This window comes from Pseudomonas sp. QL9 (assembly GCF_041409665.1).
GTDB lineage: Bacteria > Pseudomonadota > Gammaproteobacteria > Pseudomonadales > Pseudomonadaceae > Pseudomonas > Pseudomonas knackmussii.
On record NZ_CP166971.1, the window covers coordinates 300,825 to 315,783 of the forward strand.

The following is a 14,959-nucleotide window of genomic DNA, read 5'->3' on the forward strand; positions in this document are numbered from 1 at the left end:
CGGAGCCGATTCTGCGAGCACAAGTGGATCGTGTATTGATCCATTTCGCACTAACATGACTGGTCCACTTCAGGAGCCCCGCCATGCCTGCCCACAAAGCCGCCCCGCTGGTGCTGTCCCTGCCCCTCGGCGAGCCCGAGCCAGGCGCCGGGCTACAGCGCTGGCTGTACGACGCCCTGCGCCATTGCATCCTTGGCGGCCGCCTGCCGGCCGGCAGCACATTGCCCAGCACCCGCGCGCTGGCCGAGCACTACGGCCTGGCGCGCGGCACCGTGCAGGCGGCCTACCAGCAGTTGCTGTCGGAGGGCTACCTGGAGTCGCGCACCGGCAGCGGCACCCGCGTCAGTGCCGTTTTGCCGGATGCGACCCTGCGCAGCGGCTACGTGCAGCGCAAGGTGACGCCCGGCAGCGAAACGCCGCGGGCGGCACCACGTACGCCCTGGATCGAGCGCCTGGAATCGATCTCGCCGGTCTTCGCCAAGCGCGCGGTGGCGCCGGGCACGCGGCCGTTCTTCCCGCACCGCGGCGATGTCCGCAGCTTCCCCATGGACCTCTGGCGCAAGCTGCACCAGCAACACCTGCGCGCCTCGCGTTCGAGCCTGCTGCTCGACGGCGACCCGGCCGGCCTCCCCGCCCTGCGCGAGGCGATCGCCGAGTACCTGCACATCGCCCGCGGCGTGCATGCCAGCGCCGAGCAGATCCTCGTCCTCGGCAGCGTGCAGCAGGGGCTGGACCTGTGCCTGCGCCTGCTGGTCCCGCCGGGCGAGCGAGTGTGGCTGGAAGACCCCGGCTACCCCGGCGCGCGGCAGCTGCTGGAAGTTGCCGGGGTGAACCGGGTGGACGTGCCGGTCGACACCCAGGGCCTGCGCGTGGAAGACGGCATCCGCCAGGCGGCGGACGCCTGCCTCGCCTGCGTCAGCCCCTCGCGCCAGGCGCCGCTGGGCGTGGAGATGTCACCGGCGCGGCGCCTGGCGCTGCTGCGCTGGGCGACACAAAGCGGCGCCTACATCTTCGAGGACGACTACGACAGCGAGTACCGCTTCATCGCCAAGCCGATCCCGGCACTGCGTTCGCTGCCCGGCGCGAGCAGTTCGGTGATCCTCGCCGGCACCTTCAGCAAGCTGCTGTTCCCGGCGATCCGCCTGGCCTACCTGGTGCTGCCGGAGCAACTGGTGCAGCCCTTCACCCGCGCCACCGCCCTCACCGCCCGGCACGCCAACAGCCTGGGCCAGGCAGTGCTCGCCGACTTCATCCGCGAAGGCCACTTCGACCGTCACGTGCGGCGCATGCGCAAGCTCTACGCGACCCGCGCCGAAGTCTTCGCAGAGGCCGCGCAGCGTCACTGGCAAGGGCTGATCCGCGTGCCGGAGGTCCGCGCCGGCCTGGACATCGCCTGCACCCTCGAAGCCCACACGGAAGCCGACGCCTTCGCCCGCCTCAATACCGCTGGCATCGACGTGCTGCCACTGTCGCGCTACTGCGTAACGCCACGCCCGCCCGGCCTGGTGATGGGCTTCGCGCCCTACGACGAGCAATCGATAGCCGAAGCCGCCAAGGCGCTGGAGCAGGCCTTGCGCGCTCCACCCTCCACCGGCACCCCGTAGGATGAGTTGGGCCTGCGTTCTGCCGGCACCACGGCCGGCGCCTGTTTGCCTTCTGCGTGCTGCTCGGCGCTGTTCACCAACGACGGCGCGGCGCTGATCCTCACGTCCATCGTCATCTCCATGCTGCTGGCTCTGCGCTTCTCCCGCGCCGCCATCCTTGCGTTCGTCATGGCCGCCCGTCATCGCCGACACCGCGAGCCTGCCGCTGGTGGTGTCGAACCGGGTGAACATCGTCTCCGCCGACTACTTCCACCTCGGCTTCTCCGAGTACGCCGCAGTGATGGTGCCGGTGAACCTGGCCAGCATTGCGGCCGACAGGTACTGAGCCGATACCGCGCTGGAAGCCTGCTTGCATCGGCCGGAAGAACTGCCATCAAGAAAAAAGCGTGGCCAACATTGACGACTGGCCACGCAATCACGCTCAACTGAAATTCAGAACTGCTCGGCACGCAGCTCGAACAGGCTGTCGCTGCCGGCGCGGATCGAACTCGCCAGGGACTCGATACGCGGCAGCAGGCGGGCGAAGTAGAAGCGAGCGGTGGCCAGCTTGCCGTCGTGGAAGTCGTCTCCCTTGCCCAGGCTGGCCTGCGCCATGCGCGCCCACATGTAGGCATAGGCGGTGTAGCCGAACAGGTGCAGGTACTCCACCGAGGCCGCGCCGATTTCCTGTGGCTGGCTCGCGGCGCGCTCGCGGACGTGGCGGGTGACGGATTCGAGCAGGTCCAGCGCATGCAGCAGCGGCACGCTGAAGGCGCCCATGGCCGCGTGGTCGGCAGCATCGGCGAAGGTACGGATTTCCCCGGCGAACAGGGCAAGCGCCTGGCCGCCGTCGGCAACCACCTTGCGGCCGAGCAGGTCCAGCGCCTGGATTCCGTTGGTTCCCTCGTAGATCTGCGCAATGCGCACGTCGCGCACCAACTGTTCCTGGCCCCATTCGCGGATGAAGCCGTGGCCGCCGAACACCTGCTGGCCGTGCACGCAGCTTTCCAGTCCGGTGTCGGTGAAGAAGGCCTTGGCGACCGGTGTCAGCAGCGCCACCAGCGCCTGGGCGGTTTCGCGTTCGGCAGCGTCTTCGGCGTACTTGGCGAGGTCCAGTTGCCGACCCACGTAGGTGGAGAAGGCGCGACCGCCTTCGGTCAGGGCCTTCATGGTCAGCAGCATGCGGCGTACGTCGGGGTGCACGATGATCGGGTCGGCGGCCTTGTCCTTCGCCACCGGGCCCGTGGCGGCGCGGCTCTGCAGGCGTTCGCGGGCGTAGGCCACGGCGCTCTGGTAGGACATCTCGGCGCAGCCGATGCCCTGGATGCCGATGGACAGGCGCTCGTAGTTCATCATGGTGAACATCGCCGCCAGCCCCTTGTTCAGCTCGCCCACCAGCCAGCCGGTGGCGCCGTCGAAGTTCATCACGCAGGTAGCCGAGGCCTTGATGCCCATCTTGTGCTCGACCGAGCCGCAGGAAACGGCGTTGCGCGCACCCAGCGAGCCGTCTTCGTTGACCATCACTTTCGGCACCAGGAAGAGCGAGATGCCCCGCGAGCCGGCCGGGGCGTCGGGCAACTTGGCCAACACCAGGTGGACGATGTTGTCGGTGAGGTCCTGCTCGCCGCCGGTGATGAATATCTTGGTGCCGGTGATGCGGTAGCTGCCGTCGGCCTGCGGCTCGGCGCGTGTGCGGATCAGCCCCAGGTCGGTGCCGGCGTGGGGCTCGGTCAGGCACATGGAGCCGGCCCATTCGCCTGCGTACATCTTCGGCAGGTAAGTGGTCTTGAGCGCCAGGTCGGCATGGGCGTCCAGCGCCAGGCAGGCGCCGGCGGAGAGAGTGGAGTAGAGGCTGAAGCTGGCGTTGGCGCCGTACATCATTTCCTCGAACTGCACCGAGAGCATCTTCGGCATGCCCATGCCGCCGTACTCGGGGTTGCCCGCCAGCCCGACCCAGCCACCTTCGGCGTAGGTCGCGTAGGCCTCGCGGAAGCCGGCGGGCGTGCGCACGTCACCGTCGATGAACTGCACGCCTTCCTCGTCGCCGCTGCGGTTGAGCGGGGCTAGCAGGCCACTGGTGATTTTCGCCGCCTCCTCGAGGATGGCATCGGCGGTGTCGGCGTCGATGCGCTCGGCCAGCGCCGGCAGGCGAGCCCAGAGGGCAGAGGCGTCGAACACTTCATCGAGCAGGAAGCGCATGTCGCGCAGGGGAGCGTTGTAGTCAGGCATGGCGGACTCCGGCGCTCCCCCATGGAGGGAGCGCGCAATGGCAGGCGAAAGGTCGGGTCAGAGGGCGTTTGCCCAGTCGCGCAGGACGAACTTCTGGATCTTCCCGGTGGACGTCTTGGGCAATTCGGTGAACACCACGGTGCGCGGCACCTTGAAGCCGGCCAGGTGCTCGCGGCAGAAGTTCATGATTTCCTGCGCCTCGACCGCGGCGTGCTCACCCTTGAGGGTAATGAAGGCACAGGGCGTTTCGCCCCAGCGCTCGTCCGCGCGGGCCACCACGGCGGCCTCCAGCACGGCCGGGTGGCGGTAGAGCACACCCTCGACCTCGATGGTGGAGATGTTCTCGCCGCCGGAGATGATGATGTCCTTGAGGCGATCGCGGATTTCCACGTAGCCGTCCGGGTGCCAGACCGCCAGGTCGCCGGTGTGGAACCAGCCGCCGGCGAAGGACTCCTCGGTGGCCGTGGGGTTCTTCAGGTAGCCCTTCATCACGGTGTTGCCGCGCATGAAGATCTCGCCGATGGTCAGGCCGTCGCGCGGTACCGGCTCGAGGGTCTTGGGGTCGGCGACCATCACGCCTTCCAGGGTCGGGTAGCGCACGCCCTGCCGGGACTTGATGCGGGCGCGCTCGTCCAGCGTCAGTTCGTTCCATTCCTCGTGCCAGGCGCAGACCGTCACCGGGCCGTAGACCTCGGTCAGACCGTAGACGTGCGTAACCTTGATGCCCATTTCCTCCACGGCACCGATCACCTTGGCCGGCGGCGCCGCGCCCGCGACCATGGCGTGCACCGGATGGTCGATGGAGGCCTTGGCCGACTCGGGCATGTTGATCAGCGCGTTGAGCACGATGGGCGCGCCGCACAGGTGGCTGACCTGGTGTTCGCGGATCAGCGTGAGGATCTTCTGCGGATCGACCCGGCGCAGGCAGACGTGGGTGCCGGCCAGCGCGGTGACGGTCCAGGGGTAGCACCAGCCGTTGCAGTGGAACATCGGCAAGGTCCAGAGGTAGACCGGGTGCTGGCCCATGGACCAGGTCATCTGGTTGCCCAGGGCGTTCAGGTAGGCGCCGCGGTGGTGGTAGACCACGCCCTTGGGATTGCCGGTGGTGCCGGAGGTGTAGTTGAGGGAGATGGCGTCCCATTCGTCCTGCGGCCACTGCCAGGCGAACTCCGGGTCGCCCTCGGCAAGCAGCGCCTCGTAGTCCAGCGGGCTGACGGCCTGGCCTTCGCCGTACTCGGGGTCGTCCACGTCGACCACCAGCGGCGGGTGGTCGAGCATGCCCAGGGCGGCGTGGATCACGTCGTGGAATTCGCGGTCGGTGATCAGCACCTTGGCTTCGCCGTGCTGCAGCATGAAGGCGATGGCTTCGGCATCCAGGCGCACGTTGAGGGTGTTGAGCACCGCGCCGATCATCGGCACGCCGAAGTGCGCCTCGATCATCTGCGGGGTATTGGGCAGCATCACCGCCACCGTGTCGCCACGGCCGATACCACGGGCGGCAAGCGCGGAGGCCAGGCGGCGGCAGCGCTGGTAGGTTTCCTTCCAGGTACGGCGCAGGCTGCCGTGGATGATGGCGGTACGCTCCGGATAAACGGAGGCGGTGCGTTCGATGAAACTCAGCGGCGACAGCGCGATGTGGTTGACGGCCGCGCGCGGCAGGCCCTGCTCGAAGATCGACATGAGGACACCCTGTGGCTGATTGTTAGCTCATTGTTCTGTTGTGACCCGTGGAGCGCTTGGCAGCAGGCGGGTCGTGACCGGTGCGGCAGGCTGTCGCCCGGTCATTGCGGTGATTTATAGCAATGTCGACTTTTATATGGAAGTACAACCTAAGGTGTATGGTATAAATACCATATTCACCTGCAATCCCTTCGAGCCTCTCCCATGTCCGAGTTGAACACCTTGGTGCGCCTGGTCCGTGAACAGGCGCCCGTCGCCGTGCAGGCTGACGCCTTGCAACGACTCTGCCTCGAACGCGAGGGCGTGGAGCGAGCGCTCTACGTCGAGTGGCAGCCGCGCAGCCAGAGCTTCGAAGCGATAGCCGGCGCGTCCCGCCTGCCGCCGGGCAGCGGCGATCCGCTGCAGGCCAATGACCTGGCGCTGGTCGGGCGCCTGGGCGAACGCACTCAGCTTCCGCTGCCGGACCTGCTGGAGGTGCCGTGCTGGCTCAGCGGTCGGCTGCACCGTGGAGGCTGGAGCCAGGGCCTGGCGCTGGTCCTGCCGTTGCGGGCCGGAGGGCTGGGGTTGCTGCTGCTGCAAAGCGCCCGGCCGGACGCCGAGGGTTGGCTCGGCTGGATCGGTGAGCTGCTCGGCGAAGTGCTTGCCCTGGCTCATCGGGCCAGGCGTGCTGCACCGCTGCTCAGCGCCGATCCGCAGCCGGCCCTGGTGCTGGACGACGCGGACGCGCTGGTCGACTGCAACCAGGCCATGCGCCAGTTGCTCGCGGACTTTCCCGGGAGCGATCCGCGCGACCTGCTGCCGAGCAACCACGCGCAATTGCTGCAGACCTGCCTGGAACAAGGGCGAGCGGTGCACGAGGTGGTCGGCGAGCGCGAGGGCCGGCAGTTCCTCTGGACTTTCGTGCCGATGCCAGCCGAGCGGCAACTGCTGGCCCACGGTCGTGAGGTCACCGCGCAACTGCGCGAGCAGCGCGAAGCGGCCAAGGCCAGCCGGCTGTACCGGCAGATCATCGAGAACACCACCGACCTGATTTCCCGCCGCACCCTCGATGGCCGCCTGCTCGATGTGTCGCCGGCCTCCTGGACGCTGCTCGGCTACTGGCCGGAAGAGCTGCGCGGCAAGCCACTGTTGCCGCTGCTCCACGACCAGGACCGCCAGCGGGTCGCCGATCGCACCCGTGACGCGTTGGTGCAGGACGGCTACGTGACCCTGACCTATCGCCTGCGCCATCGCGACGGTCACTACCTCTGGTTCGAGACTGCCAGCCGTGCCATCCGCGAGACCTACACCGGCCATGTGATGGAGGTGGTCAGCGTTTCCCGCGATATCACCGCCCGAGTGCGAGCCGAGGAAAGCCTGCGGCGGTTGGCCGAGGTCGTCGAAGCCAATACCGATCTGGTGCTGTTCGTCGATCCTGCCGGGCGAATCACCTACGCGAACCCCTCGGCGCGCCGTGCCCTGAGGCTGGCCGGCGAGACGCTGCCGGAGTCCGTCGCCACGGTACTCGACGACGGCCTGCTCGCGGCGCTCGAGCATGACGGCTGGGAGACCGCCCGGCGCGAGGGCGTATGGAGTGCCGAAGGCCGGCTGCGCGCGGGCGACGACCGACATACCGTGCCCCTCTCGCTGGTCCTGCTGGCGCACAGCGCGGCGGACGGCCAGCGCTACTACTCGCTGGTGGCTCGCGACATGACCGAACGCGAACTGCGCGAGAACCAGCAGCGCCGTCACCAGGACGAACTGGCCCACACCGCGCGCCTGGTGACCCTCGGCGAACTGGCCTCGGGCATCGCCCACGAAATGAACCAGCCACTGGCCGCCGTGATGAACTACGCCAGCGCCAGCCTGCGCTACCTGAAGAACCTCGACAGCCAACCGGAAGCGGCGCAGCGCGTGGCCCAGGGCTTGGCGCGGATCGTCGAGCACACCACCCACGCCTCGGAGGTGATCCGCCGTCTGCGTGCCTTCCTGCGCAAGGGGCAGCGGCGCATGCAGGCCCTGGACCTCAACCAGGTGGCGCGGACCTCGCTGGGCCTGTGCGCATGGGAGGCGGCCCGTGCGGAGGTGGCGATCAGCGAGGCGTTGACGGAGCGCCTGCCGCCCGTCTACGCCGACCGCGTGCTGCTGGAGCAGGTATTCCTGAACCTGCTGCGTAATGCTGTCGAGGCCAATCGCGAGCGGCATGCCGGCGAGCCCTCGGGAGTGCGTATCGGTAGCCACCGCGAGGAGGATGGACGGCTGTGCGTCTGGGTTGAGGACGAAGGTCCGGGGGCGAGCAATGCGACGCTGGAGCAGATGTTCACGCCGTTCTTCACCAGCAAGCCGGAAGGGCTGGGATTGGGGCTGTCGATGAGTCGCGGTATCGTCGAAGGCTTTGGCGGCACGCTGGATGCCCGTGCCGCGGCCACCGGAGGCCTGCGCCTGGAGTGCCGGCTGCCGGCAGGGAAAACCGAACAATGACGGAGACAAAGATGGAAACGGCGGTGGTGTATGTGGTGGACGATGACCAGCGGATGCTCGACTCGACAGTCTGGCTGCTGGAGTCGGTCGGCCTGAAGGCGAAGGCGTTCACCAGTGGCCGCGAGTTCCTCGACGCCTGCCCGGTCGATACCCACGGCTGCGTCCTGCTCGACGTGCGGATGCCCGGGCTGGGCGGCCTGGCGGTGCAGGAAGAGATGCGCCGGCGCGGCATCGAGCTGCCGGTGATCTTCGTCAGCGGCCACGCCGATGTGCCCATCGTGATCCGCGCCTTCAGGGCGGGAGCGGTGGATTTCGTCGAAAAGCCCTACAACGAGCAGTTGCTGCTCGACAGCGTGCAGCAGGCGCTCAGCTCTCGCGAGCGGCAGCATGCTTCCCGTTCCGGGCTGGGCGAGCTGGAAGCACGCCTGGCTGCATTGACGCCCCGCGAACGCGACGTGTTCCTGCCGCTGGTGCGCGGCTATACCAGCCGCGAAGTCGCCGAGCAGCTGGAAATCAGCGTGAAGACTGTCGACCTTTACCGCGCGCGGGTGATGAAGCGCATGCAGGCCGCGACACTGCCGGACCTGGTGGGCATGGCCATCGCGGCCGGATTGGTGGACCCGCTGCGGCTTCGCCCCAGCTAGCGCGCGTTCCCGGAGGGACGCCCTGCCATCCATGGATCGAGCGTCCTGCTGCCTCTGGCCAGTGGCGCTGCCGACCCGAAGCATCCGCTCCCGCTACCTACGAATTCTCGGCCGCCCCTTCCAGCTGATCGGCACGCTTTTTCCAGGCGCGGTTGACTGGGCTCTCAGGCGTCAACGCCGCTTTAGCCTGGTCGTAGTCCCCGCGGCCCTGCATCTCCATGACATTGGATACGGCATGCACCGCCCAACCATCCTGCGAATTCAGGGAGACGGCTTCGTGCCCCCTGCCCTTCCGCCTGCTGGCAACGGCTCGCAAACGAGGAAAGTCCTGTGACGGCTCCTGACCGACGCTTGTCTCCACCACCAGCAGATTGCGCCTCGAAGCTGGCGGCGGCGGGAGCCAGCCCTGGGTCAGATCGAACGGGAACGCCCAACAACTGCAGGCGTCTTCGTGCGGCAGGAAGGTCCTTGGCGACGCCAGGGGCGCACAAACCGCTTATCGCATCGGTCGCTGGTAGCTACGAGATGTTCGCGACCAGGCCGAATAGCCCTCGATAACCTATTGATAATCGGAGGGAAAGAATAAGGAGTCGGTCGTGAAGCTTGAAAAGCGCAGTATCGAGTTTGTCCCTCACGCTGAGCGCTATGGCACGCCCAGACGATTGTTCACCATCTGGTTCAGCTCCAATTTCCAGGTGACCGCGCTGATGGTCGGCACCCTGGGCATCGCCTCGGGGTTGAGCTTCGCCTGGACAGTGCTCGGCCTGCTGATCGGCAACCTCGTCGGCACCGTCTTCATGGCCGCGCACTCCGCCCAGGGCCCGCACCTGGGCGTCCCGCAGATGATTCAGAGCCGGGCGCAATTCGGTGTCTACGGCGCGGCGATTCCCTTGCTGGTGATGGTCACGGCGGCGGTGCTGTTCCTGGCCGCCAGTGGCGTGCTGATGCGCGATGCCTTGAAGGCGCTGCTGCCCATCGGCGATGACCAGGCCATCGTGGTGGTAGGCATACTGACCTTCGTCATCGGTTTCGTGGGCTACGAACTGATCCACCGCCTGGGGGCGTGGATGAGCCTGATGTCGACGCTGGTATTCGCCGGCGCGCTGGTTCTGATCCTGCTGCACCCCGGCGACGCGATGTCGACGACGACAGCAAGCGCGGGCTTTTCGCTGACCGCCTTCAACCTGGTGGTCGCGCAGGCGGCCTCCTGGACCTTGGGTTACGGCCCCTACGTGGCGGATTACTCGCGCTACCTGCCGGCCCACGTCAACACACGCACCACGTTCTGGACCACCTACTGCGGCTGCGCACTGGGCTCTTTCGCCATGATGGCCCTGGGCGCCCTGGTGGCCGTTGCGATCCCCACCATGCTGGGGCATGACCCGGCAACCGCCATCGCCACGCTGTTCGGCCCCTGGGCCCCCTTGGCGCTGGCCGTGATCGCGCTCGGGGTGATCCAGTACAACGTGCTCTGCCTGTACAGCGCCTACATGTCCACGGTCACGATCTTCGGGGCCTTCGGTGGGCTGCGCTACGTCACGGCCACTGCAAAAGCGTCGGTCATGGCAGTGCTGACCGTGGCTGCAACGCTGATCGCCATCGCCACCCAATATCGTTTCGACACCTTCTTCGCCGACATCCTGATCGGGCAGCTCTACCTGCTGATCCCCTGGAGCGCGATCAACCTGGCCGACTACTACTGGGTATGCCGCGGTCAGTACGACGTGGGCGAACTGTACGACCCCAAGGGCCAGTACGGACGCTTCAATCGACGCACGCTGGCGGTGTATGCCGTCTCGATCATCGGCACGATTCCGTTCATGAAGCTGTCGTTCTACACCGGCTTCGTCGCGAACTGGCTGGATGCGGACATCAGCTGGGCAGTGGGCCTGGTACTCGCAGGCGCGCTCTACTGCATGGTTAACAGCCAGCCCGCAGCCGCGCGACGCCAGTTCCGCTCCCCTGCTCCCGACTGATCCCTTGGCGACAGGGGGACATCACGCACTGAGGCCAACCCGGTCTGCACGATGGAAAGGTGCGGTTGTCCCGATTACGCCAGGCAGAAGTCGGCCAGGAGTTGCCCGCGGCCCGAGGCAGTTATCGATCCGTTGCGGACATGAAACCTGAGCGTTCCGGCATCGAATCAGGGCACGGGCGCGGGAGGTAACCTTCCTTTTTTGACGAGTTGCATCTTGCGGCAAACAATTCAATCGTTGCCTCAATCGCCGCTGCAAAGAGGTGTACGCCGTGTCAAACGATCCGTTTGCCCAGCTCAAGGCCATTCAGCGAGAGGGATGGTCGCTCTTCGCACCGCTCGAAGCCGTCACGACGACGACGGCAGCGGTGCTCGTCAAACATGCGTGCATACGCGCAAACCAGGTGGTGCTCGATGTCGGCTGCGGCACTGGCGTGGGGGCGGTGACGGCGGCGCGCGTGGGCGCGAAGGTCTGCGCGCTCGACCTTTCGCCTGTATTGATCGAGCACGGCAGGCAGCACGCCGCCCTTGCGGGCGTCGAGATCGACTTCACTGAGGGTGATGTAGAAGCCCTGCCATACGGGGACTCGACCTTCGATGTGGTGATCAGCCAGTTCGGGCACATGTTTGCGCCCAGACCGGACGTAACCACTGCCGAGATGCTGCGTGTACTCAAACCGGGCGGAACGCTTGCGTTCTCAACATGGCCGCCGGAGCACTACGTGGGGCAGATGTTCGCGCTGGTTGGCAAGTTCGTTCCGCCACCTCCAGGCGCAGCCGCGCCTCCGCAATGGGGAGATCCAAACATCATCCGCCAGCGGCTCGGAGATGCCGTGACAGACATAGTGTTTGATCGCTCAGTCATGGTGTTTCCTGCGTTAAGTCCGCAGCACTATCGCAAAGGCATAGAGGAAACCCTTGGCCCGGTGGTGAAACTGGTTGCTGCTTTGCAAGATGAACCGGCCAAACTCGCGGCCTTCAGGGCGGAGCTCGACAGTTTTGTCTCACGTTACTTTGAGAACAACATGGTGCGTCAGCACTACTTGATGACTCGGGCAACGAAGAAATAGCTCTACCCGCTGCCGGGTAGAACGCCCAGCATCGCTGGATCAACAACGCTTCGTAGGGGCTGATCAACCGATCATCCGACAGGCCGCTATTGGCCGGTTTCTGCCACTCACGAATGGCTGCAATGGGTCGACTTCTGTCGATCACGATAGGCAGAGATCGGCCAATTGCGGACATTTGGTCAAGAGACTATGTCTGAGCAACCGGCTTGCTTACCGGCCAAGAAACAATGAACAAACTTCCCATTCCAGATGCCTGGCATATCGCCTGACCACCATGGGCCTCTGCGATAGCTTTGACCACGGCGAGCCCCAGGCCACTACCGCCGCTTTTTCGAGAGCGCGAAGGATCGCCACGACGAAAGGCCTCGAAGATCTCTCTGGTCAGTTCGCTATCAATGCCGGGGCCATCGTCTTCCACGCTCAACTGACAGTCGTCGCCGACCTTTTGCAGACGCACTCGCAGGTTGCCCGGATCGGCATGGCGCAGTGCGTTCTCCAGCAAAGCCATCAGCGCCTGACGGATGCGTAGCCCATCACACTCCACTAGCAAGTTGGCATCCAGTTCGTCGTGTAGGTGGAAGCCCTTGGCTGCCATCGGCTCGGCGAAGGCCCGTAGCACAGTGCCGAGTTCATCGGCCAGACGGACGCTGGTGCGCTGTATATCCAGGTGGCCGCTATCCCTGAGACTCAGCACGCGCAGGTCTTCGATCAAACGGTTGAGTCCCTCCACCTGGCGTAGCAGGCCTTCGAACAGCTCATTGCTGGGATCGAACACGCCTTCTGCCAGGCCCTGCAGGCGGCCGCGCAGAATTGTCACCGGTGTGCGCAGCTCGTGGGCGATGGCTGCGTTCCAGAATTCGCGCTCGCGGGTCATGCACTGCAGGCGCTCGGCCATGAGGTTGAAGTCGCGTACCAGTTGCGCTGTCTCGCCCGTGGCCTGCTCGTCCAGCGGTGCGCGTGCCGTGAGATTGCCCTGGGCCACTTCGCGCAGGCTGTGTGCCACCGAGTTCAGCGGGGTGATTAGGCGCCGCGACAGGCGGATGGCGACGAACACTGCCATGCCCAGTGCGGCGGCAATGGTGCAGCCAATCCAGATCATCTCTACCCGCGAGGGCACCCAGGTATCCGAGATGCTGCCCGGCATGTAAGCCGTAGCGATGGCATAGAAAACGTAGGAGCCGAACACGGCGATGAAAATGATGCTCAGCGCCATCACCGCCAGGGACTGGATGAACTGCCGGCGCAGTCCGGTTGCCGGCTTCATGCGTCGCTGCCGAAGCGATAGCCCACGCCCCAGACACTGGCCGGCACGCCCTGGATATCGTGCGCTTCAAGCTTCTTGCGCAGTTTGCTGATGTGGCTGTCCACGGTGCGTTCCTGGGTGTCACCTTCGGGCAGGCAGTTGACCAACAGTTCGGCACGGCTGAACGCCCGTTTCGGCGCGCGCATCAGGCAGGCCAGCAGTTTGAACTCGGTCAGAGTCAGATCCAGTGTGTGTGTTTGGCCATGCTGCTGCACGCTGGCTTCATGGCTGTCCAGGTCGATCTGGAAGGCGCCGACGCGCAGGATCCGGGTGGCGGCCGGCGCGCTCGCCCGCGTGCGCCTCAGCACCGCCTGAACACGTGCCACCACCTCGGCCGGGTTGAAGGGTTTGACCACGTAGTCGTCGGCGCCCAGGCGCAGCCCCATCAGCTTGTCGATGTCCTGGTCGAGCGCGGTGAGCATGATCACCGGCGTATCGCCACGGGAGCGGATTTCGCTGAGCACGTGCCAGCCATCGAGATGGGGCATCTGAACGTCCAGCAGCAACAGATCCGGCTTGAGCGTCTGGTGCATGGCCAATGCCTGGTGGCCATCGCAAGCATGCTGGGTGCGCAAACCGCTACGTTGCAGATAGGCGATGAGGATGTCGGCGATCTCTGCCTCGTCCTCGGCGATCAGCACCAGTGCCGAGGCGTGGGAGGTAAGGCTAGTGCGCGCATTAAGATCGGCCATGAACAGTCTCGCAGACGGTGGCGCCGAATTTTATAGCGCTCTCCATGCTTTCTCCACAAAGCCTCGAATCATTCGCAATAGCCACGCCCCAGACTGCAGCCTCGATCAGCTCCCGGCCGACATCAGGTCGGCCTGGGCGTAGCGTGCAACGAGGAGTGGGTTATGGGCAGTAAACAGCGGCCTCTGGGCGTCGTGTTCGCAGGACTTGCCGTATTGGCTCTGGCAGGTTGCGATGCGGCGCCACAGGAAACCGCAGCACCGGCGCCTGTCCAGGTGTCGGTACTGACACTGCAAGCGCACGAGCTGGCCATCAACGAGGTTCTCCCCGCGCGCGTGGCAGCCGTACGCAGCGCCGAGATTCGCGCGCAGATCGGCGGCATCGTGCAGCGTCGTCTGTTCGAGCAGGGCGCCGAGATCAAGGCCGGTACCGTGCTGTTCCAGATCAACCCGGCGCCGTTCAAGGCCGAAGTCGATAGCGCCTCCGCGGCCTTGCAGCGTGCCAAGGCAGTCTTGGCGCGGGCGCGCGTGCAGGCCGAGCGCCTCAACCCATTGATGCGCGCAGAGGCGGTCAGCCGCCAGGTGTATGACGATGCCGTGGCGCTGCGTGAGCAGGCCGCCGCCGATGTTGCCCAGGCCCGGGCAACGCTGGCTCGGCGCAAGCTGGACCTGCAGTTCGCCAGCGTCGAGGCGCCGATTGCCGGGCGGATCGACCAGGCGCTCGTCAGCGAAGGCGCACTGGTGTCGCCGAGCGATGCCACGCCCATGGCGCGCATTCAGCAAATCGACCAGGTGTACGTCGATGTGCGCCAGCCCGCTTCAGTGCTGGACGCGCTGCGTCAGCGGGCTGGTGAGGCGTCGCCGGAACTGAGCGTGGACATCCTGGGCAGCGACGGCAAACCGCTGGGCATGCGCGGGCGCGTCCTGTTTTCTGGCGTTGAGGTGGATGCCGGAACCGGCGACGTTCTGCTGCGGATACTGGTGGACAACCCGCAACGCCGCCTGCTGCCCGGTCTCTACGTGCAGGCGCGGATTCCGCGAGCTCATTACCCCGCCGCTGTCAGCGTGCCGCAGCAGGCGGTGACCCGCAGCGCGGGCCAGGCCAGCGTGTGGGTGGTGGATGCTCAGGGCCGGGTACGCCCGGTGCCCATCGAGCTCGGTGAACTGGTCGAGCGTCACTACCGCGTGGTGTCCGGAGTCAACGCCGGACAGCAGGTGGTGGTCGAGGGGATCGAACGCCTGAGTCCCGACGCCCAGGTCGCCACACGCCCCTGGCAGCCCGCCACCAACCACGAACAGCTCAGCGCTGTCGCGCGCTGAGTCCGG

The 14,959-nt window shown here is 66.1% G+C and carries 10 protein-coding genes and 1 pseudogene; 7 read left to right on the forward strand and 4 right to left on the reverse strand.

Annotated features, from left to right (window positions below; genetic code table 11):
- Positions 1-83 precede the first annotated feature (83 nt).
- The gene (locus ACA097_RS01425) at positions 84-1,604 is read left to right on the forward strand and encodes a PLP-dependent aminotransferase family protein (RefSeq protein WP_371368024.1); all 1,521 of its coding nucleotides are present in this window, start codon (positions 84-86) and stop codon (positions 1,602-1,604) included.
- A 32-nt stretch (positions 1,605-1,636) separates the two neighbouring features.
- Positions 1,637-1,914, forward strand: a pseudogene (locus ACA097_RS01430) (ArsB/NhaD family transporter); the annotation flags it as partial.
- A gap of 122 nt (positions 1,915-2,036) precedes the next feature.
- Here the strand turns inward: ACA097_RS01430 and ACA097_RS01435 are convergent.
- On the reverse strand, positions 2,037-3,812 hold the full coding sequence (locus ACA097_RS01435) for an acyl-CoA dehydrogenase C-terminal domain-containing protein (RefSeq protein ID WP_371368026.1): 1,776 nt from the start codon (positions 3,810-3,812) through the stop codon (positions 2,037-2,039).
- A gap of 57 nt (positions 3,813-3,869) precedes the next feature.
- A complete protein-coding gene (locus ACA097_RS01440) occupies positions 3,870-5,492 on the reverse strand; it encodes an acyl-CoA synthetase (protein ID WP_043251785.1) in 1,623 nt (540 codons plus the stop codon).
- A 204-nt stretch (positions 5,493-5,696) separates the two neighbouring features.
- Between ACA097_RS01440 and ACA097_RS01445 the strand changes: the two genes are divergently transcribed.
- From ACA097_RS01445 to ACA097_RS01460, 4 genes are all read left to right on the forward strand, one after another.
- Positions 5,697-7,952: a PAS domain S-box protein gene (locus ACA097_RS01445; protein ID WP_371368029.1), complete on the forward strand. Its 2,256-nt coding sequence runs from the start codon at positions 5,697-5,699 to the stop codon at positions 7,950-7,952.
- An 11-nt stretch (positions 7,953-7,963) separates the two neighbouring features.
- Positions 7,964-8,596 (forward strand): response regulator transcription factor, encoded by a 633-nt coding sequence (locus ACA097_RS01450; protein WP_043251781.1) that lies wholly within the window; start codon positions 7,964-7,966, stop codon positions 8,594-8,596.
- Between the two features lie 596 nt (positions 8,597-9,192).
- Positions 9,193-10,572 (forward strand): cytosine permease, encoded by a 1,380-nt coding sequence (locus ACA097_RS01455; RefSeq protein ID WP_371368031.1) that lies wholly within the window; start codon positions 9,193-9,195, stop codon positions 10,570-10,572.
- Positions 10,573-10,843: 271 nt separating this feature from the next.
- Positions 10,844-11,641 (forward strand): class I SAM-dependent methyltransferase, encoded by a 798-nt coding sequence (locus ACA097_RS01460; RefSeq protein WP_043251780.1) that lies wholly within the window; start codon positions 10,844-10,846, stop codon positions 11,639-11,641.
- Between the two features lie 187 nt (positions 11,642-11,828).
- Here the strand turns inward: ACA097_RS01460 and ACA097_RS01465 are convergent, their stop codons facing one another.
- Positions 11,829-12,905 (reverse strand): ATP-binding protein, encoded by a 1,077-nt coding sequence (locus ACA097_RS01465; RefSeq protein ID WP_043251771.1) that lies wholly within the window; start codon positions 12,903-12,905, stop codon positions 11,829-11,831.
- Positions 12,902-13,636, reverse strand: coding sequence for a response regulator (locus tag ACA097_RS01470; protein ID WP_043251772.1), 735 nt, complete (start codon positions 13,634-13,636; stop codon positions 12,902-12,904). The genes ACA097_RS01465 and ACA097_RS01470 overlap by 4 nt, the downstream gene beginning before the upstream one ends.
- Positions 13,637-13,909: 273 nt before the next feature.
- On the opposite strand from ACA097_RS01470, the gene ACA097_RS01475 reads away from it, so the two are divergent.
- Positions 13,910-14,953: an efflux RND transporter periplasmic adaptor subunit gene (locus ACA097_RS01475; RefSeq protein ID WP_236658373.1), complete on the forward strand. Its 1,044-nt coding sequence runs from the start codon at positions 13,910-13,912 to the stop codon at positions 14,951-14,953.
- Positions 14,954-14,959 lie beyond the last annotated feature (6 nt).

Coding starts and splice junctions, on each gene's coding strand:
- ACA097_RS01470 (WP_043251772.1), bottom strand. CDS start 13,636: ATGGCCGATCTTAATGCGCGCACTAGCCTTACCTCCCACGCCTCGGCA.
- ACA097_RS01440 (WP_043251785.1), bottom strand. CDS start 5,492: ATGTCGATCTTCGAGCAGGGCCTGCCGCGCGCGGCCGTCAACCACATC.
- ACA097_RS01435 (WP_371368026.1), bottom strand. CDS start 3,812: ATGCCTGACTACAACGCTCCCCTGCGCGACATGCGCTTCCTGCTCGAT.
- ACA097_RS01450 (WP_043251781.1), top strand. CDS start 7,964: ATGGAAACGGCGGTGGTGTATGTGGTGGACGATGACCAGCGGATGCTC.
- ACA097_RS01465 (WP_043251771.1), bottom strand. CDS start 12,905: ATGAAGCCGGCAACCGGACTGCGCCGGCAGTTCATCCAGTCCCTGGCG.
- ACA097_RS01425 (WP_371368024.1), top strand. CDS start 84: ATGCCTGCCCACAAAGCCGCCCCGCTGGTGCTGTCCCTGCCCCTCGGC.
- ACA097_RS01445 (WP_371368029.1), top strand. CDS start 5,697: ATGTCCGAGTTGAACACCTTGGTGCGCCTGGTCCGTGAACAGGCGCCC.